The following is a 17,334-nucleotide window of genomic DNA, read 5'->3' as shown; positions in this document are numbered from 1 at the left end:
TGCAGATCACAGTCACGTCGGGGGCGAAGGACAAGCTGGCGACGGAGGGCTTCGACAAGATCTACGGGGCGCGTCCTTTGCGTCGTGTGATCACGAGCCGGATCGAGGATCAGCTTTCGGAGGAGCTGCTGGCGGGTCGCTTCCAGCGCGGCGACGCGGTGGAGGTGGACGTCGATCCGGAGGGTGGCTTCACCTTCAACGTCACCCCCGGCAAGCGGGAGCCCGCCGCCTCCCCGTCGTAGGGCAATGACGCCCTCCGGGTTGGCTGATCAGTCGTTTTCCTAGGATCTTGCCGGTGAACAGGATGAAGGCGGCGGTCGGAAGCCTGGTGTTCTTCGCCGTGGCCCCCTGCGTCGTCGGCGGCCTGGTGCCCTACTGGCTCACCGGCTGGCAGGTGCAGACGCCTCTGCCGTTCTGGGCGCCCGTGCGCATTCTGGGTGCGATCCTCGTGGCGATGGGGCTGATCGTCATAGTCAGCGCATTTGCCCGCTTTGTCACAGAGGAGATAGGCACTCCCGCGCCTGTGGCACCGCCCCGGCAGTTGGTGATTGGTGGGCTCTACCGCCATGTCCGCAACCCGATGTACGTGGCGCTTCTCATAGCCGTGATCGGGCAAGCGCTCCTTCTCGGGCAGCCGGCGCTGCTGGTCTATGCCGCGGTGGTTTTCGCAACCGTGTTCAGCTTTGTGCGCTTGTATGAGGAGCCGGTATTGGTGGGGCAGTTCGGTGCTGATTACGATACTTATCGCCAGGCTGTCCCCGGCTGGCTTCCTCGCCGGAGACCGTGGAAGAAGGGCAGCCGCTGATCCAGTACTGAGGTGGCCTTGCAGGTTCCCGGCCGCGGTCGATCGCGCAGTTAGAACGGGACGGCGACGAACCCGATCAACGCGACAACGCAACGGAGATAGAACGGCCCAGGAAAACTGGAGGCTCCATTCCTTGAGCGGATGACGCAATGCCAAGTCACACCAGGTACCCACGAGCGCCGTGAGCGGGCGGTGCGGTTGGTCCGGGAGCATCGGCGAGAGTCTGTCTCGGCCTGGGCGGCGATCACCTCGATCGCGACCAATAGCAAGGCTGGGACGGCATTGGCACAACGCAGGTAATGCACTGCGCTTGACTGCCGCGGCTTGCAGCGCCGATGCCTGCCAGCGCTTAGCCTGACGCTCCATGCGCCGCGAGCCAGTTGCAGGGAAGGCGGCGGCGGTCGACTCCGACACCACCTTGCCGGTGGCTCTCGGGGCGTTCTTTCTGTTTGGGCTGCCGGATGGTCTGCTGGGAGTGGCCTGGCCCTCGATGCGGGCGGACTTTCAGGTCGGACTGGCCGCCCTTGGCGTTCCGCTGCTGATCCTGAACGGCTGTTACATCCTGACCGCCTCTTTCAGCGGCGGCTTGACGAATCGGCTCGGCGCCGCCCGGGCGTTGGCGGGCGCCCTGACTCTGTATCTGCTGGGACTGACGGCAGTGGCGCTGGCTCCGACGTGGTTGGTCCTGATCCTGGCCATGGGCCTGCTCGGTCTCTGCCTGGGCATTCTCGACGCGGGGTTCAACGCCTATGCCGCGCTTCGCCACGGCAGCGGAGTCATGAACCTGCTGCACGGGCTCTACGGCGTCGGCACCTTCGTCGGCCCGCTGGCCGCGACCGTCATCCTTGTCTCTGGCCGGGGCTGGCGACCGGCCTATCTGGGCGTGGCGGTAGTGGCGCTGGTACTGGTGATCGGCATCATCGCCACCCGCCGCAGCTGGTCGGAGCGGGAGGGCCTTCCGGCGCTCCCGAGCCGCCCGGGAGGAAGGCTCTGGAATCGGGCGCTCCTGCTCAGCCTGCTGAGCTTTGTCTGCGTAGTGGGCTTGGAGGCAAGCGTGGGGAAGTGGGCCTTCAGCGTACTGATCGGCAGTCGCCACTTCTCGCCCAGCACGGCCGGGATCCTCGTCTCGCTCTACTGGGGCGGCTTCACGGCAGGGCGGTTGCTGGCCGCGGCCACCGCGCGGTTCAGCACGTCGGGCCAGCTGCTCACCGGCAGCTTGGCGACCAGCCTGATCGGAATACTTCTCTTTTGGTGGAATCCCGCGCCCGCCCTCGGTGCGGCCGCCCTGCCTTTGATTGGCTTCGGCTTCGCGGCCCTCTTTCCTCTACTCGTTGCACTCACACCGCAGCGGTTGGCCTCGACCCGGCATGCCGTCGGCTTTCAGATCGCCGCCGGCGGCGTGGGCGCGGGAGCGATCCCGGCGCTGCTCGGCGTCCTCATGGCCGGAGCGGGCCTGGAGGCTCTGGGACCGGCGCTGCTACTGGTCGCGCTGGTGCTGATCGGCAGCCAGTTCCTGGTGGCACGGGCCCCTCGGCCGGCCGCCTCGCGCTAGGCGATTCTTCGAGTTTCCAGCGAAGAGATCACAGCCTTGGTCGGGGCATGCAGTTCGTCGCCTGCTCGAAGGCGTAGGCCAGGCGCAGAAGGACCTGCTCGCTAAATGCGCGGCCCATGAATGTGATGTTCACAGGCAGCCCGGCGTGAACGCCCATTGGCAAGCTGAGCAGCGGATAGCCGGCGCGTCCGGCCGGGCTCGAGCTGGAACCCGACTTTGAATCGCCGTTGATGAGGTCGATGAGCCAGGCAGGTCCTGCGGTCGGCGCGACGAGAGCGTCCAGCCGGTGCTCATCGAGAACTGCATCTAAGCCCTCTTGGCGGGAGAGGCGCCGGCTGGTGCTGAGCGCCTGCTGATAGGTCGGATCGCTGAGCGGAGGACATGCCTCCGCCTGCTCCAACCGTTCCTGGCCGAAGTGCGCCAGCTCTTCAGTGGCGTGCTCAAGGTTGAAACTGATGACATCGGCCAGGCTCCTGACGGGAACTCCTGTGCGGGTGGCGAGGTAGGTGTTCAGCCCCGCCTTCAGCTCGTGCAGCAGGACTGTCATCTCCGACGGGTCGTCCTCCATCGCCCGCGCGGTCGGAATGTCGGCGGGGTCGATCACCTCGGCGCCGCCCTGGCGCAGCGCCTCCAGAGCCGCCTCGAAGAGCCGGTCGGCCGCGGCGCTGTAGCCGGTGTAGACCTCGCGGGCGACGCCGATCCGGGCTCCCCGGAGACCGCCGGGGTCAAGATTGCGAGCGTAGTCAAGCGACGATCGGCCGGCGCTCGCCCCGGTGCCGCGGTCCCGCTCGTCAGGTCCGGCGAGGGCCTGGAGCAGCAGGGCCGCGTCCCGCACCGAGCGAGTCAGAGGACCGGGGCTGTCCTGGCTGGCGGAGATGGGGATGACGCCCGCGCGGCTGACCAGCCCCACCGTGGGCTTCAGGCCGACCACGCCTGAGGCGCCGGCGGGAGAAACTATCGAGCCGTCGGTCTCGGTGCCAATGGCCGCGGCGCAGAAGCCGGCCGCCACGGCGACGCCGGAGCCGGAGCTGGAGCCGCCGGGCGAGCGGACGGGATCGAACGGGTTGCGGCACTGACCACCGCGGGCGCTCCAGCCGCTGGAAGATTGGGGAGAGCGGAGGTTCGCCCACTCCGACATGTTGGCCTTGCCCAACAGAACAGCTCCGGCTGCCCGAAGTTTGGCGGCCACAGTCGAATCCCGCGGAGCCGGTGCTCCGACCAGGGCCAGCGAGCCGGCGGTCGTCAACATCTGGTCCCCCGTGTCCAGGTTGTCCTTGAGCAGGATTGGCAAGCCGTGTAGTGGGCCGCGCGAGCGCCCTGCCTCCAACTCGCGATCCAGCTTGGCCGCGATCGACTCCGCTTCGGGGTTCAGCTCGAGCACCGCGGCCAGCCGGCCATCCAGGGCGGCGATGCTCTTGGCGTAGCCGCGGACCAGGTCCAGTGAGCTCAACTGCCTTTTCTGCAGGGCAGCCTGGAGTTCATTCAGCTCATAGAGCTCGACCTGCATTCATCCAACTCTGCCAGACGACTGCCAGCGGTCAGCACTGCGGTGATGGCGCAGGGTGCCCCTCGGCTGCCGGGAATGACGGGATGGAGCCGTACGACCGGCTGCGAGTACGTGTCGAGCAGCCTCTTCGGTCCGACATCGGTTACGCAGCCCCATACGCGCTGCTGGTCGCAGTCAGATCATCGTGTAGCCGCCGCTCACGGAAAGCGTCTGGCCGGTGATGTAAGAGGCCGGATCGGAAGCTAAGAAGAGCACTGCCGGCGCCATGTCCTCCGCCCGGCCGACTCTGCGCAGCGGGTAGCCGCGAGCCACCTTCTCGAGCAGTCCAGGAGTGAACTGGGCGCCCTGCTCACCTGCCCAGACCGACTCGCGGCCGGAGGTCTCCTGGCGTCCGGGGACAAAGCCGGGGCAGACAACATTCAGTGTGATGCCGTGCTTGCCCACCTCCTTGGCGATGGCCTTGGACATGGCGATCACGCCGGCCTTCGCACCTGAATAGACAGCTTCTCGCCATTCGCCGATGCGGCCGGCGTCGGAAGAGATGGACACGATCCGGCCAGTCTTGTGTTCGATCATATGGTCCAGCACCGCGCGCGTGCAGTTGATGAAACCCCACATGTCGATGGCTATCTCCCGTTCCCACTCGGCCCGTGGTTTGTCGATAAAGAGCCTGTCGATCGTCCAGCCCGCGCAATTCACCAACACGTCGATGCCGCCCAGCTGCTCGATGGCGTGAGCCGCCAGGGCTTGGGCGGATTCCCAGGAGGTGACGTCGGTGCGGAAGGCGGAGACGCCCGGGCCACCTTCGCCGGCCGTCTTCTGGGCCCGCTCCTCATCCACGTCGCCGATCAGCACCCGAGCCCCCTCAGCCGCGAAGCCCAGGACGATCGCGCGGCCGATGTTGGAGGCGCCGCCTGTCACTATGACCGCGCGATCTCTCAGTCCTAAGTCCATGGGCAGAGACTAACCGGCTAAGGTTCCTAAACAGCTTGGCGCCAACCCCATTTCTGCCCGTTACCTACTTGCGAGCGCGGGCGGACGCTGCCCCGGGGGCGCCCGCGGTAATCGACCCCGCCCGAACGCTGACCTTCGCCGAGCTGGAGCAGCGCGTGCACGCAGCTGCGGCTGCTCTGCGCAGCCAGGGGCTGAGGCCTGGCGATGTCGTGGCAGTCAGCCTGCCCAATGTCTGGGAGTACGTGGTGCTGGAGCTGGCCATCCCTCTCCTGGCGGCAATTGTCATGCCGATTCCGATCAACCTGGGCAGCAGGGAGAGGAACTGGGCGCTGGAGCGCTCGGGAGCCCGGGCTCAGATCGATTCAGCGCTGGCCGAAAAGCTGTGTGTGTCGCCATTCAGGGGCTGGCTGGAGCCACCCACCGCCGACCCCGATCGCGTGGTGGAGATCGCATTGACGAGCGGCACGACAGGGCTGCCGAAGCTGGCCTCTCTCCACGCCGGTTTGAAGCAGGCCACTGCCGACGCGTTCACGGGTCGCCTCGGCGTCGGGGGAGCGGACCGAGTGTTGATCATGAGCCCGTTGATGCAAGGCATCGGCGGCATGTGCCTCTACGGCCTGCGGCGCGGCGCGGCGCTGGTGATGCTGCGCGAACCGGGCTTCGACCCAGACAGAGCCTTGCGGGTGGCGGAGCAGACTCAGGCCACGCTGCTGGTGGGTGTGCCCACGAATGTGATCCGCCTGCTCGATGCTCCTCTCCTGCCCGAGATCAGCCTGCCAGCCGCGCGCTGCTCAGCGGTGGCCGGAGCCCCCATGTCGCCGGCGTTGGCCAGGGCGTGGGAGGAGCGGACTGGCTCCAAGCTGTGCAGCTTCTACGGCTCCATGGACGCGGGTCAACTGGCCGTCGGCGCGCCGCAGGACCCGGCGGTGAAGCGCTGGACGACTGTGGGCAGGATCCATGACTGCGCGGAAGCGATGATCACAACGGAAGGGGAGATCTGCATGCGTGGCCCGACTGTTCAGCGCCGCTACTGGGGAGAGGAGCGTGGTCCGCTGGGACCCGACGGTTGGGCGCACATGGGTGATCTCGGCTTCATCGACAGTGAGGGCTACCTGCATGTGTTAGGACGCTTGAAGGACATAGTGATCCGCGGTGGCAGCAACATCAATCCTTACGAGGTTGAGGACTTGGTCCGGTCACACCCGGCCATCAAGGACGTCTGCGTGGTGGGCCAGCCGGACCGGGAGCTGGGCGAGCGGTTGCGCGCGTTCGTGGTGGCTGGTCAAACACTAGATCTGCCGGAAGTGCAGCGGCATCTCAGCGGGCTCGGTGTGGCCAAGTACAAGTGGCCTGAGTTCATCGAACATCTCAATGAGCTGCCGCTCTCGGGGCCCGGCAAGGTGGATCGGCAAGCGCTCAAGGCCAGGGCGGCTCAAGCGAGCTGACTGCTCAGCGCAGCAGAGGTCGGGATCAGTCTCCCTCGAGCGGGCACAATGAGGCGATGCACCAGCAGTGCGGTGACCTCCAGGTTGCCTGGCGGGAGTGGGGGCGCGGAGACCCGCTGGTCCTGGTTCACGGTCTGGCTGATGATCACCGTGCCTGGCGGAAGACGCTTGCCTGGCTGACGCTGGAGCATCGGGTGATCGCCTATGACCTTCGCGGCCACGGAGAGACGAGCCTCGGCCAGGCTGAGGGCAGCCTGGCGCAGCTGGGCCACGATCTCATCTGCTTACTTGACGCGCTGGAGCTGCCGCGTGTGGCCCTGGCAGGCTTCTCCCTGGGTGGCACCGTGGTGCTGCGAGCTGCCATCGATCACCCCCAGCGCGTCTCAGCGCTGCTGCCGATCGCCACCTCCAGCCGTGTGGGTCGGGTGGCGGCCGACTGGTACACGGAGCGCGCTCAGCTGGCGGACCAGGGCTGGGAAACGCTGGCGCCGGCGCTGCGGGAGGACACGCGACAGCAATTTGCCGGCGCGCCGGCTGAGCTCGAGGCGCACTGGCGCCTGCGCCAGCAGGCAGTCTGCGATCCGGCCGGCTTTGCGAGCGCGTGCCGAGCGATGGCAGCCCTCAGGGCGCAGCCTCTGGACGGGGAGCTGAGCCGCATCCAGGCGCCTCTCCTGGTCATCGCGGCAGCCGAAGATCAGCTCTGTCCGCCCCGCGCCGCGGAAGCGATCCAGGCAGGGGTGCCATCGGCCCGGCTGGCGATCATTGCCGGCTCCGGCCACCAGGTCGAGGTCGAGCAGCCGGAGCAGCTGAGTGGGGCGATGCTGGGCTTCCTGGCCGAGTTGAGACCATGATTCTCGTCACCGGAGGAAGTGGCTTTGTCGGCCGGCATGTGGTCGGCCGGCTGGCGGCGGAGGGCAAACCGGTCAGGGCGCTCGTGCGCGATTCCAGGTCGGTCGCGTTAGCCCCGGCGGTAGAGGTCTTCGAGGGCGATCTGACGCGGCCCAAGACTTTCCGGGCAGCACTCACCGGAGTTGACGTGCTCATCCACGCCGCAGCGTTGACAGGTGACCGCAAGGAGCCGTATCGGGGCGCTTACGACCAGGTGAACTGCGTGGGCACCGAACGGCTGCTGGCGGCCGCCAAACGCGCCGGAGTGGGCAAGGTGGTCTTGATCTCGGGACTCGGCACCAAACCCGGGCGGCCGGGCTCCTACATGTCGACGCGGTGGGCGATGGAGGAGGCGGTCCGCCACTCAGGCATCCCGTACGTGATCCTGCAGCCGTCGGTGCTCATTGGCGAAGGCGCCGCTTTCGTCAAGGGACTGGCCAAGGTGGTCAGGGCGTCGCCGCTCGCGCCCGCCATCGGCTGGGAGCTCAAGTTCCAGCCGCTGTGGATCAACGACTTCAGCCGCTGCATCACGGCGGCTGCCGAGAGCCAAGGTCTGAACGGCCGGGAGCTTGCCCTGGGCGGCGCCGAGCAGATCTCCATGCGCGAGCTGATGACGTTCATTGCTCAGTCACTCGGCAGGAGAGCCTGGGTGGTGCCGGTCCCTGTGTTCGCCGCCAAGCTCCAGGCCCGAGCGATGAACCGAATCCTCTCGCAGCCACCTCTCACTCCGGCTGGGGCAGAGCTGTTCAGCTTCGACAATACGACCGCCCTCGACTCGGTGGAGGCAGCCTTCGGCTTCCAGCCGCGCGGCCTCCGCGAGCATGTATTGGCGCATGGCCTGGAGCTTGACGCCGCGGCTGCCGGAAGGTCCGCCGCGCCGGGCACGGCGGCGACCGCTGACGCCGGCTCCAGCCAGGCTGCCGAAGTGGCCGGGGCGGGAGAACCTCGGGCTGCTCAACCTGCGCCGGCAGTGGCGGGTGATGTAGACGGCTCTGCGCCTCGTGGCGCCTCGGGGTCGGCCCCCACGCCTTCGCAGGACGGCCTGCCCCCTGAGCCAGCGTCCAGCGGCGCCGGGGTGGCTGCCGGCGATGAAAAGGAAAGCGCGGAGACAGCGTCCTCGACCAGAGGCGAGGAACCGTCCGCGTCGCCGCGCCAGACGTCCGCCGAGACGATTGAGCTCATACAGTTGGCTGAGCCACGGGCTGCCGAGCCAAGCGTCGCCAGGCCTTCGAGCCCGACCGTCTCGAACAACCAGGGTGCCACCAGCACGACCACTGGGGGAGGAAATAAGCCGGGGGGCACCGATCGCGGCTGGGGCGCACCCGGCAGCAGGTCCATCGCCGGGAGCGGGTGTGGCGATTCCCGACCGCCCGCGTCGATGGCGCCGGAGGCGATCGACGAAGGCGCCGCGCCCGCTCCAGCGCCCGCCGGCGCTGACGACCGCCCCCCGACCGCTCGCAAGCGGCGCGATCGCGTGGCGTCACGAGGCCGGAAGCCAAAGCGGGACTGACTGCCGCGCGGGCGGGCCGTCTCCAGATTGGGCCGACGCACCAGCGGCGTCATTGGCAGCAGGTTTGTCGGCGTCTGGGTACCGCCGCTCGCACCCGTGACCTTCGACAGACGCTCCGAAGCACGCTCTTCGGATGTCTTGGGGCAGCCGGAGACTGAACAATTCCTGACCCTTGTCTGTCAGGATATGAGGAGCGGGGTGTCCATCGTGGCTGCGGGTGCGTAGTCACGTGGGTGGGAGGGCGACTGTTCCGAGCCAGCCTCTCGGTCTCCTCGCACCCGAACCTGCGCTAAGAGAAGGATGAGAGCCGATAACCACATGCTGACCACTCTGACCCCGCTCCCTGCCGCCCCGGAGCCCGCGCGCGGGGCGAAGGTGCTGATCGTCGACGATGAGCCTGTCTGGCGGATGATCCTAGCGACCGACTTGACCCATCTTGGCTACCAAGCCCTGGTTGCGGCCGATGCTGCCGACGCGCTGGGGCAAGTGGCCGTCAGCCCACCTGCGGCTGCCATCATCGACCTCATGCTGCCCGGGTCGATCGACGGCCGGGAGCTCGCCGCCCGGCTACAGGTACTGCCCCACGCGGTGCCGGTTCTCTTCTACAGCGCTGCCTACGACGCATCGCTTCCGCGGGAGTATCTCGCTGACGCCTTTGCGTTTGTCAGCAAGGCCGCCGAGCGCGCTGATCTCTACAGCCTCCTGGCCCGCGCGATCGCCTGAACTCGGCGCCTGACTGGCCGCAGAAGGCGGGGAAGCCCCGGAGGGCTCCCCGCTTGTCGGTAGGAGCTAGCCGACCCTGTACGTGTAGGGGATGCTGGTGACCTGGTCGCCGCTGAAAGTGATGCTGTTGAAGGTGTCAACGTCCAGGAAGCCGCGAACTACTGTCCCCACCGGCGCTGTCGGCGTGATGGTCAAAGTGATGGTGCCCGACGCCCCAGGCGCGAGCGTCAGCGGCGTGTAGGGCGCCGCCAGGTTCTGGGAGCTCAGCCAGTAGTCGCCGCTGGTCGAGGTGACGGCTGTGTCGAACTGGTTGGCCAGAACCACCGCGCCGGTGTTGGCGGTCGCGGTGGGGGCGCCATTGGCGCCGAACGGACCCTTCTCGGTCGGCGCCGCGAACCAGAGTCCCGGCGCCAGCTGCGGCGCGAGGATCAAGTCCAGAGCCTGGTTGCCGATGGAGAATGCCTGAACATCCGGCGCACCCGTGTTGTAAGAGACGTCCATGTCGATCGGCACCGTGGAGCTGGCACCGACCGCCAGGATGCTGGAATGGGTTGGCACGAGGAAGGCAGGGACGAAGCTGGCCGGACCTGTCGCAGGCGTCGGCATCTGAACCACCGTCGGGTTGAGGCTGGTTATCGGTAGGATGCCGAGGTCCTGCAGCCGGGGATCGACGAAGAAGTCCTTGGTGCTGTTACCGGAGTTGGTGATCCTGATGCTGGCGGTGGCCGGCTTTCCCTTGGGCATTACCTTGCCAGCAGAGTTCGGTACGCCGGTGGCGGTGACCGGAGGTCCGCTGAAGGTGATCTGGGCGGTGAATGGCTCACGCAAGTTACCCGCGATCGGTCCGTTGAGGAGGAGAATCGCCGTCCAGCAGCCGGGAGCGGGATTGTCCTGGAAGAACTGCATGGTGGAAGTGATGACTGTGTTGGGTCCAGTCGGGATGCCGGTGGTCTCAACGTTGATCGGCTGGCCCGAAGGAGTGACCAAGAGACCCTGCAGGTTGTAGCCGGCGTCTTGGAGCTTCACCGCCAGATTCAGGACTGAACGGCCACCAGGAACATCGAACTGGTAGGTGAAAACCTGGGAGCCGAAGATCGGTCGCCCGTTACCCCCTGTGAAGACTCCGGAGAACGAGCCGCCCTGGCCGTTGATGGGGACCAGCGCCCGGAGCGTGATCGGGACCGTGGAGGTGGTGCCGCCATGGTTCAGCACGACTGAGGCGGCCAGGTCTCCAGGCGAGGCCGGAACGGCGACGTGCACTGTGAACGCCGCGGTCTGTCCGGGCTGGACCAGCTGGCTGGCTGGCGTGACGGAGCCGCCGACCTCAAAACGCTGGGTCGAGAAGGAGAAGTTGACCTGGCCGCTGTAGGCATTGGCCGGGTTGACAGTCGAGATGATCGCCGTCCAGGTTCCAGGCACCGGATTGTGGACATCGACGTGGCCGAAACCGGCTGTCGAGCCTTGGGGCAGCGTGTAGGCGACGACCCGGCCGGCTGGATCAAAAACCGTCAAGCGGACGATTGAATTGGGTTTGGCCTGGTCGTTCCACGCGATATCGCCGTTCAGCCGCTGGACGTTGGCAGGCACCGAGAAGGTGTGCTGGACGTAGGAGACAGTCCGGCCTCGCTCATCGATGAAGGTAGGCGATGTTCCAACTGTCAGGTTCACCGAGCCGGTGTTCTGGGAGACGAGAGCCGGATTCAGCGTCCGCACTGCCGCCGAAACCGTCCGGACCTGGTTGCTCGTGTTGGTGACCTTCAGGTTGAAGTTACGGTCGGTACCCGCGTTGACAGTCGAGATCAGGCGGGTGGGCGTAAGGATCACACCATTGCCCTGGCCCGCTGGTGAACCGTTGCTGTCGCGAACGGAGAGTGCTGTCCGGACGGCCCGGTAGGCATTGGCCCGACCGGCGCCCTGCTCATTGGCAACGACGCCCAGGTCATCCGCCGAGCCGGTGATGATCTGCTTGATTAGCGCCGGAGTCGGGCTCGCGCCCCCGTGACTCTGGCGGTAAGCCTGAATCACAAGAGCCGCTTCACCCGAAACCAACGGTGCCGACTCGCTGGTGCCGCCAAAGGCCTGGACAGCTACCGGTTTTGTCGGCTGCCCGTAGCGGAAGTCACTGCAGCCCGTGTACTTCGAGAGATCAGCCGTGCAGACGGACCAACCCAGGTCGCCGGGAGCCACCAGGTCCACAGTCTGGGGACCGAACTGGGTGAAGCCGGAGGAGTTGATGGTAGAGATCTGATCGGAGACCCAACCACCGGCTGAGAGCGAGGTGGCATAGCTGCTGGTCTGCTTGTAGAGCCGGAATTGGGTGCTGGCGCCCACTCCGATCACGCCCGGCGCGTCGGAGGGGGTGCCGATGGTGTTGGTCAGTCCGGCGTCGCCGCTGGAAACCACCACAGTCACCCCCGCGGCGACGGCTGCTGTGTTCGCCAGCGAGATGGGATCGTTGGCCTTGTCGGGATAGAGGTTGGCGCCGAACGACTCGTTGATGACGTTGACGTGGTCGACCGACACCGCGTACTCAATGGCCTGCAGGAAGTACGAGTTGAACGCCTGGGTGTGCTCACCGAAGGTCTTGAGGCCCACGAGGTTTACACCCGGCGCGACACCCTTGATCTTGATGTTGCAGCCGGGGGGAAGGGGGTGTGCCGGGTTGACGATCTGGCTCAGGTCGTAGGTCTGATTGCCCTGGGCAGCTATCGAGCCGGCGTCACCGAACGCTTCGCGGGAATCGGTGGGGGCGTTGGTGCCCTCACCGCTGAAGTCCTGATAGTCGACGAAGATCGACCTGCCGTTTCTCTGGAATTCGGGATTGTTGATGTCCAGACCGTCGGCGATGAATGCGACTGTGACCCCCGCGCCGCTGGCCAGGTCATGGGCCGCAGGCTGGGTATCGCCAGGTTGGTTCTCAACGTGCATCAGTTGCAGCGCCTCCGGCTCCAGCAGCGGCACCGCCGGATTGGGCGGGCAGACAGTCTGAAGAGCGTTGGGCGTGGCCGCTGCGGATTGACCGGCCGCCTTCTCCACCGGCAGCCGCTGGGAGATCGGCAGGTCAGGAACGACTGCCTGAACCTCCGGCCGGGCAGCCAGGCGGGCGCCCTCGGCCTTGGTGATCTTGGCGGCCACAGCGTTGACTATGTGCAGGCTCTTGACGTTCTGGGCATGGACCTGGCCCAATTCCGCCTTCACACCCGCCTGGTCAGCCTCAGTGGTCTGGGCCCGGCGGCTGGCAGAAGCCGGGTGCGCTGACACCTCTGGATGCTGGTTCTTCAGGATGATGATGGAAGGCTGCTTCTCGCCAACCGCCAGCTTGGCGGCTTCCTGGGCCGAAAGCTGGCCCTGATAGCGGGGGGCGTTGGCGGCGCTGCCCGAGCCAGGGGTGGCCGCAAAGGCTTGGCCTTGGGCTCCCAGCAACAGCAGCGCTGTGCCGCCCGAGGCGAACAGCAAGCGGCGGATTGATCCCGGCATTAACCCTCTCCTCGCAACCAAATGCGTACCCCGCTGACTAGCAGGCGTAAGAGGATGGTAAGGACGAGGCCGGCGTTCCGTCAAGTCGCTTGGGCAGAGTAAAAGCAACGCCCGCGGGCGCCCGGCTTCCGTGGTTCAGCCCTCAGTAGGGGCCTGGGAGGGGACTTCGTCAGGCAGACTGACGAGAATGCGCCTCGCGATCAGCATAGGCATCAGCCCCCGCCAGTCCCTCAACAGTTGGGCCTCGCTGGCTCGCGAGCTGGAACGGGCCGGGGTGGGTCGCCTGTGGCTGATCGACTCGCAGCTGGCGATGAAGGACGTGTACGCTGGGCTGCTGCTGGCCGCGCAGAAGACGGAGCGGATGGAGCTGGGCACAGGAGTCACCAACCCGCTGACTCGCCACCCCACAGTGACCGCCTGCTCGATCGCCGCGGTGGCCGAGGTCTCCGGCGGGAGGGCTCTCCTCGGTATCGGCGCGGGCGACTCGGCCGTGTACGGTATAGGCCAGAGGCCGGCTCGAGTGGCCCAGGTCGAGGCGTCGCTGAGCTTCTTCCGCGGCGTGCTGGCCTCGGGCGCGGGAGATTGGGCGGGACATAGGTACACACTGCCCCACCTGAGCGCCCGAGTCCCAGTCTGGCTGGCCGCCAGCCAGCAACGGATGTGCGCTCTGGCTGGACGCCTCGCGGACGGCGTGATCCTCATGGGCCCAGCAGAGGTGAGCTACGTAACGAGGCAGGTGGGCTGGGTCTTGGAAGGGCTCCACCAGTCGGGCCGCCAGCGCAGCGATATCGAGATCTCGCTCATCACCACCGTGTCGTCGAAGCCTGACCGGCAGGCTGCTCTGGCGGATGTACGCTCCTGGGCAAGCGCCCAGGCGCGCCTCATCGCCGATTTCGCCGAGCTTCCCGCTGGACTCGAAGGCTTTCGCAACGAGATTCAGCAAGCCAAGAAGTCCTACGACTTCAGCCGGCACCTCTCCAGACACGCCGGTCACCAGAGCGCGGTGAGCGATGGGCTGACCGCGGCGCTGGCAGTGGCCGGCAATCCTGCCGAGTGCGCCTTTCGCCTGCGCGAGCTGGGCGCCACGGGCATCGACGGTTTCATCTTCCCGCTCCTGGGGGGCGGCCGGCTGGAGCGGCTCAAGAGTTTGAGCGAGGACGTGCTGGCGCGGCTGTGAAGTCCTCACCTTTCGACTATCACCGGCCGGAGAGCCTGGCGGAGGCACTTAGCCTGTTTGCCGAGTGGGGGGAGGAGGCCCGAGCCCTAGCGGGCGGGCAGAGCCTGGTTCCCATGCTGGCCATGCGGCTGGCCCGGCCCGCTGTGCTGGTCGATCTGGCGCGCATCCCCGAGCTCCGCGGCGTAACAAAAACCGCCGGCGGCTGGCGGATCGGAAGCATGACGCGGGAGGTGGAGCTTGAGCGGGCTGGCGGGCTGCCACCGATCATCGCGGCGGCGATCTCCCACATCGGTCACTTCCAGATTCGGACCCAGGGAACTGTGGGCGGATCCCTCGTGCACCTGGATCCGGCGGGCGAGTGGCCGGCGCTCTCGGTGCTGCTTGAGGCCACGCTGGAGCTCGTTTCCAGCCGCGGGTCCCGGCGCCTTTCCGCGCGCGAGTTCGCGCTGGCGCCGATGCTGGCGGCGCTGGAGCCGGACGAGCTTCTGGTGGCGGTCCAACTCCCCGACTGCGGCGGCCCCTTCGGCTTTGCGGAGGTCGAGCGGCGGCCGGGTGACTTCGCCCTCGTCGGCGCCGCCTGTCACGGCTCGCGCGTAGTCGCGTTCGGCACCGGCCGCGTCCCGCAGCGGCTGACCGGCTGTGAAGCGCATCTGGCGGCTGGCGGCGGCCCGGGGCTGGAGCTGCGCAAGCTGGCCGAGGACGAGATGGAAGCCCATGGCGACATCCACGCCAGTGCTGCCTACCGGCGTCAGGTGGGCGCTCGCCTGGTCGAGCGCGTGGTCGGCGCTGCAGCGGCCGCATGAACGTAAAGATCAGCCTCGTCGCCAATGGGCTCGAGTGGGCAGGCGAGGTGGAGCCGCGACTTACCCTGGCCGATCTGCTCCGCGACCACCTGGCGCTGACCGGGACCCATCTGGGTTGCGAGCATGGTGTCTGCGGCGCATGCACTGTACTCCTGGACGGGCAGGCGGCGCGGTCCTGCCTGACGCTCGCCGTGCAGGCCGACGGCCGCCAGGTCACAACCGTCGAAGGCCTCTCGGACGATCTCCTACCCCGGGAGCTGTTCCAATGCGGATTCTGCCGGTCGGGCTTCGTCTGCAGCGCCGAGGCGCTGCTGCGCCGAGAACCGCTACCGCGGGCGGTCGAGCTACCTGAGCTGCTGGCCGGCAACATCTGCAGGTGCACCGGCTATGAACCGATCCTGGAGGCGTTGAGTGCCCGGCTACCTGGCTGACCTCGCGGTGCCCGGTGCGCTCGAGCTCGCCTTTGTTCGCTCTCCATTTGCGCATGCGCTGATCGGCAAAGTCAGCGGCCCGGCGGTTACCGCGACTGAGCTGGGCGTCGGCGATCTCCGGCTCGGCGGCCATGGCGTGGCGCCCTGGCCCTGGCCGGCGCTGGCCAGGCGCGAGGCTCGCTTCGTAGGCGAGGCGGTGGCAGTCGTTTGGGCGGAAACCCGGGCACAGGCTGAGGATTTGGCGGAGAGCGTTGAGGTCGAGTTCGAGCCATTGGAGCCCGAGGCACCACTCAGGCTGTTCGAGCGCACGATCGACGCGGGTGCCGTCGAAGCGTGCTTCCAGCGGGCGGACCACGTGCTCGAGCGGACTTTCAGTTGCGCCCGTCAGACCCCACTGCCGCTCGAGACGCGAGGCGTGCTGGCGCATTTCGAGGCCGGCCGGCTGACGCTCTGGTCCTCGACCCAGATCCCGCACATTCTCCGCCGCGGCATAGCCCAGGCGCTGGAGCTGGAGGAGAGCGCCATCCGAGTGCTCGTGCCCGAAGTAGGCGGAGGTTTTGGCCTGAAGGCGCATGTGTTTCCGGAAGAGCTCGTCGCGGCGCAGCTGGCTAGGCGTCTCGGCCGTCCGGTCCGCTGGATCGAGGATCGGCGCGAAAACCTGCTGGCGAGCGTCCACGCCCACGACAACGAGGTGCTGATGCGGGCAGCGTTTGGTGCCGACGGCAGGGTGCTGGCCGTCGAAGCGGATCTGCGCTGCGATGTGGGTGCCTACTCCGTCTACCCGTTCTCCGCCTCGCTGGAACCTGCCACTGCGGCGTCGGCGATCTTCGCCGCGTACGACCTGCAGGGCTTGCGCGTGAGCGCCCGGGCAGTGACCAGCCACCGCTGCCCCGTGGGCGCTTATCGCGGCGTCGGCACCAACACCGCCGTCTACGTCACAGAGCGGATGCTGGATCTGATTGCGAGGCACGTCGGCCTGGATCCGCTGGAGGTCCGCCGCCGCAACGCTCTTCGTCACCTGCCCTGCACCACGCTCGGGGGGCGCGAGCTGGACTCGGGCGACTACCTAGAGCTGCTGAGACGCGTGGAAAGCGTCTCCGGCTACGAGGCGCTCCGCCGGGAGCAGGCGAAGGCGCGCCGCCACGGCAAGCTGTTCGGGATCGGCTTGGCGCTCTTCAATGAGCACAGCGGCACAGGGCAGAGTGAGTACCGCTCCCGCGGAATTGAAGAGGTTTCCGGACTCGATGCCTGCCGGGTCCGCGTGACTGCCGAAGGACGCATAGTGATCCACACCAGCTCGGTGGAGATTGGCCAGAACCACGCCCCCGCCTATCGCCGCCTGACCGAGCGGATGCTGGGCGTAGAGCCCGGCCGCGTGGACATCGAGGAGGGGGACACTGATGTCTGCCCACCCGGTACCGGGGCATTCGTCAGCCGCGGTGCTGTCGGTGTGCTTGACGCAATCGCCGGGGCGCTTCGCCTGGCCGGCGAGCAGGACCTGGCGCCCGGCACCGACGTCACTTGCAGCATCGACCCCAAGCAGGTCTTTCCCTCTGGCGCGCATCTGGCTGTGGTTGAGGTGGACGCCGTCACGTTCGTCCCTCGTCTCAGGCGCTATCTGGCCGTGGAGGACTGCGGCACTCTAATCGATCAGCGCACAGTGTCCGAGCAGATCCGCGGTGGTGTGGCGATGGGGGCGGGCAAGGTGCTTCTGGAGGAGAGCGCCTATGGCGAGGACGGCCAGCCGCTCGCGGCAACTCTGCTCGACTACCTGGTGCCGGTGGCGGCAGATATTCCGCGGATCGAGATTGAGCACCTGGTCTCGCCCAGCCCGATCAGCGCCCAGGGCAGCAAGGGAGTGGGTGAGGCGGGCACCATCGGGGCATTTGGCGCAGTCGCCAACGCGGTGGCGGACGCCGTAGCTCCTCTGGGCGCCGAGCTGCTGGAGCTGCCCTACGGGCCGCAACGCATCTTCGCCGCCATCCAATTGGCCACAACTTCAAAACAAAAGAAAGGGCGCCGTCCCGGGGGGTAGCACGAGGCGGCGCTCCTTCAGCGCGAC

14 protein-coding genes are annotated in these 17,334 nt (G+C 67.3%); 11 read left to right on the top strand and 3 right to left on the bottom strand.

All coding sequences use genetic code 11. The annotated features are described in order from the left end of the window. From ACR2MZ_RS12165 to ACR2MZ_RS12155, 3 genes are all read left to right on the top strand, one after another. Positions 1–242, top strand: a 242-nt coding sequence (locus ACR2MZ_RS12165; protein ID WP_434005301.1) for a hypothetical protein, incomplete at its 5' end; no start/stop codon positions are given. A gap of 62 nt (positions 243–304) precedes the next feature. Next, complete coding sequence (locus ACR2MZ_RS12160) at positions 305–805, top strand: methyltransferase family protein (RefSeq protein WP_434005304.1); 501 nt, start codon at positions 305–307, stop codon at positions 803–805. Between the two features lie 364 nt (positions 806–1,169). After that, a complete protein-coding gene (locus tag ACR2MZ_RS12155; RefSeq protein ID WP_434005300.1) occupies positions 1,170–2,357 on the top strand; it encodes an MFS transporter in 1,188 nt (395 codons plus the stop codon). A 28-nt stretch (positions 2,358–2,385) separates the two neighbouring features. Here ACR2MZ_RS12155 and ACR2MZ_RS12150 read toward each other — a convergent pair whose 3' ends face one another. Together ACR2MZ_RS12150 and ACR2MZ_RS12145 are read right to left on the bottom strand one after the other, a co-directional pair. Continuing rightward, the gene (locus ACR2MZ_RS12150; protein ID WP_434005299.1) at positions 2,386–3,864 is read right to left on the bottom strand and encodes an amidase; all 1,479 of its coding nucleotides are present in this window, start codon (positions 3,862–3,864) and stop codon (positions 2,386–2,388) included. Between the two features lie 174 nt (positions 3,865–4,038). Continuing rightward, the gene (locus ACR2MZ_RS12145; RefSeq protein WP_434005298.1) at positions 4,039–4,818 is read right to left on the bottom strand and encodes an SDR family NAD(P)-dependent oxidoreductase; all 780 of its coding nucleotides are present in this window, start codon (positions 4,816–4,818) and stop codon (positions 4,039–4,041) included. A gap of 35 nt (positions 4,819–4,853) precedes the next feature. Between ACR2MZ_RS12145 and ACR2MZ_RS12140 the strand changes: the two genes are divergently transcribed. From ACR2MZ_RS12140 to ACR2MZ_RS12125, 4 genes are all read left to right on the top strand, one after another. Continuing rightward, a complete protein-coding gene (locus ACR2MZ_RS12140) occupies positions 4,854–6,263 on the top strand; it encodes a class I adenylate-forming enzyme family protein (RefSeq protein WP_434005297.1) in 1,410 nt (469 codons plus the stop codon). Between the two features lie 56 nt (positions 6,264–6,319). Further along, positions 6,320–7,114, top strand: coding sequence for an alpha/beta fold hydrolase (locus tag ACR2MZ_RS12135; protein ID WP_434005296.1), 795 nt, complete (start codon positions 6,320–6,322; stop codon positions 7,112–7,114). Then, a complete protein-coding gene (locus ACR2MZ_RS12130) occupies positions 7,111–8,661 on the top strand; it encodes an SDR family oxidoreductase (protein ID WP_434005295.1) in 1,551 nt (516 codons plus the stop codon). Before ACR2MZ_RS12135 ends, ACR2MZ_RS12130 begins: the two co-directional genes overlap by 4 nt. Before the next feature lie 300 nt (positions 8,662–8,961). Then, positions 8,962–9,384 (top strand): response regulator, encoded by a 423-nt coding sequence (locus ACR2MZ_RS12125; RefSeq protein WP_434005294.1) that lies wholly within the window; start codon positions 8,962–8,964, stop codon positions 9,382–9,384. Positions 9,385–9,450: 66 nt separating this feature from the next. Here ACR2MZ_RS12125 and ACR2MZ_RS12120 read toward each other — a convergent pair whose 3' ends face one another. Further along, a complete protein-coding gene (locus tag ACR2MZ_RS12120; protein WP_434005293.1) occupies positions 9,451–12,861 on the bottom strand; it encodes a S8 family peptidase in 3,411 nt (1,136 codons plus the stop codon). 187 nt (positions 12,862–13,048) lie between these two features. Here ACR2MZ_RS12120 and ACR2MZ_RS12115 point away from each other — a divergent pair, with 187 nt between their 5' ends. Genes ACR2MZ_RS12115 through ACR2MZ_RS12100 form a run of 4 tightly spaced genes read left to right on the top strand, consistent with a single transcriptional unit; the run spans position 13,049 to position 17,307 of the window. Next, positions 13,049–14,038, top strand: coding sequence for an LLM class flavin-dependent oxidoreductase (locus ACR2MZ_RS12115; protein ID WP_434005292.1), 990 nt, complete (start codon positions 13,049–13,051; stop codon positions 14,036–14,038). Continuing rightward, positions 14,035–14,841 (top strand): FAD binding domain-containing protein, encoded by an 807-nt coding sequence (locus ACR2MZ_RS12110; RefSeq protein ID WP_434005291.1) that lies wholly within the window; start codon positions 14,035–14,037, stop codon positions 14,839–14,841. Before ACR2MZ_RS12115 ends, ACR2MZ_RS12110 begins: the two co-directional genes overlap by 4 nt. Continuing rightward, positions 14,838–15,272 carry a (2Fe-2S)-binding protein gene (locus ACR2MZ_RS12105; RefSeq protein WP_434005290.1) on the top strand — a complete coding sequence of 145 codons (435 nt, stop codon included), beginning with the start codon at positions 14,838–14,840 and terminating at the stop codon, positions 15,270–15,272. Before ACR2MZ_RS12110 ends, ACR2MZ_RS12105 begins: the two co-directional genes overlap by 4 nt. Further along, positions 15,253–17,307 carry a xanthine dehydrogenase family protein molybdopterin-binding subunit gene (locus ACR2MZ_RS12100; protein ID WP_434005289.1) on the top strand — a complete coding sequence of 685 codons (2,055 nt, stop codon included), beginning with the start codon at positions 15,253–15,255 and terminating at the stop codon, positions 17,305–17,307. Before ACR2MZ_RS12105 ends, ACR2MZ_RS12100 begins: the two co-directional genes overlap by 20 nt. Positions 17,308–17,334 lie beyond the last annotated feature (27 nt).

The sequence above is a fragment of the Candidatus Dormiibacter sp. genome (assembly GCF_050999135.1).
In the GTDB taxonomy this organism is placed as follows: Bacteria; Chloroflexota; Dormibacteria; order Dormibacterales; family Dormibacteraceae; genus Dormiibacter; species Dormiibacter spiritus.
This window is presented reverse-complemented; position numbering and strand designations above follow the sequence as displayed.

What these genes read in the sequence shown, in the direction of transcription:
- ACR2MZ_RS12160 (WP_434005304.1), top strand. Translation starts at nt 305, where the DNA reads ATGAAGGCGGCGGTCGGAAGCCTGGTGTTCTTCGCCGTGGCCCCCTGC.
- ACR2MZ_RS12155 (WP_434005300.1), top strand. Translation starts at nt 1,170, where the DNA reads ATGCGCCGCGAGCCAGTTGCAGGGAAGGCGGCGGCGGTCGACTCCGAC.
- ACR2MZ_RS12150 (WP_434005299.1), bottom strand. Translation starts at nt 3,864, where the DNA reads ATGCAGGTCGAGCTCTATGAGCTGAATGAACTCCAGGCTGCCCTGCAG.
- ACR2MZ_RS12145 (WP_434005298.1), bottom strand. Translation starts at nt 4,818, where the DNA reads ATGGACTTAGGACTGAGAGATCGCGCGGTCATAGTGACAGGCGGCGCC.
- ACR2MZ_RS12135 (WP_434005296.1), top strand. Translation starts at nt 6,320, where the DNA reads ATGCACCAGCAGTGCGGTGACCTCCAGGTTGCCTGGCGGGAGTGGGGG.
- ACR2MZ_RS12130 (WP_434005295.1), top strand. Translation starts at nt 7,111, where the DNA reads ATGATTCTCGTCACCGGAGGAAGTGGCTTTGTCGGCCGGCATGTGGTC.
- ACR2MZ_RS12125 (WP_434005294.1), top strand. Translation starts at nt 8,962, where the DNA reads ATGAGAGCCGATAACCACATGCTGACCACTCTGACCCCGCTCCCTGCC.
- ACR2MZ_RS12120 (WP_434005293.1), bottom strand. Translation starts at nt 12,861, where the DNA reads ATGCCGGGATCAATCCGCCGCTTGCTGTTCGCCTCGGGCGGCACAGCG.
- ACR2MZ_RS12115 (WP_434005292.1), top strand. Translation starts at nt 13,049, where the DNA reads ATGCGCCTCGCGATCAGCATAGGCATCAGCCCCCGCCAGTCCCTCAAC.
- ACR2MZ_RS12105 (WP_434005290.1), top strand. Translation starts at nt 14,838, where the DNA reads ATGAACGTAAAGATCAGCCTCGTCGCCAATGGGCTCGAGTGGGCAGGC.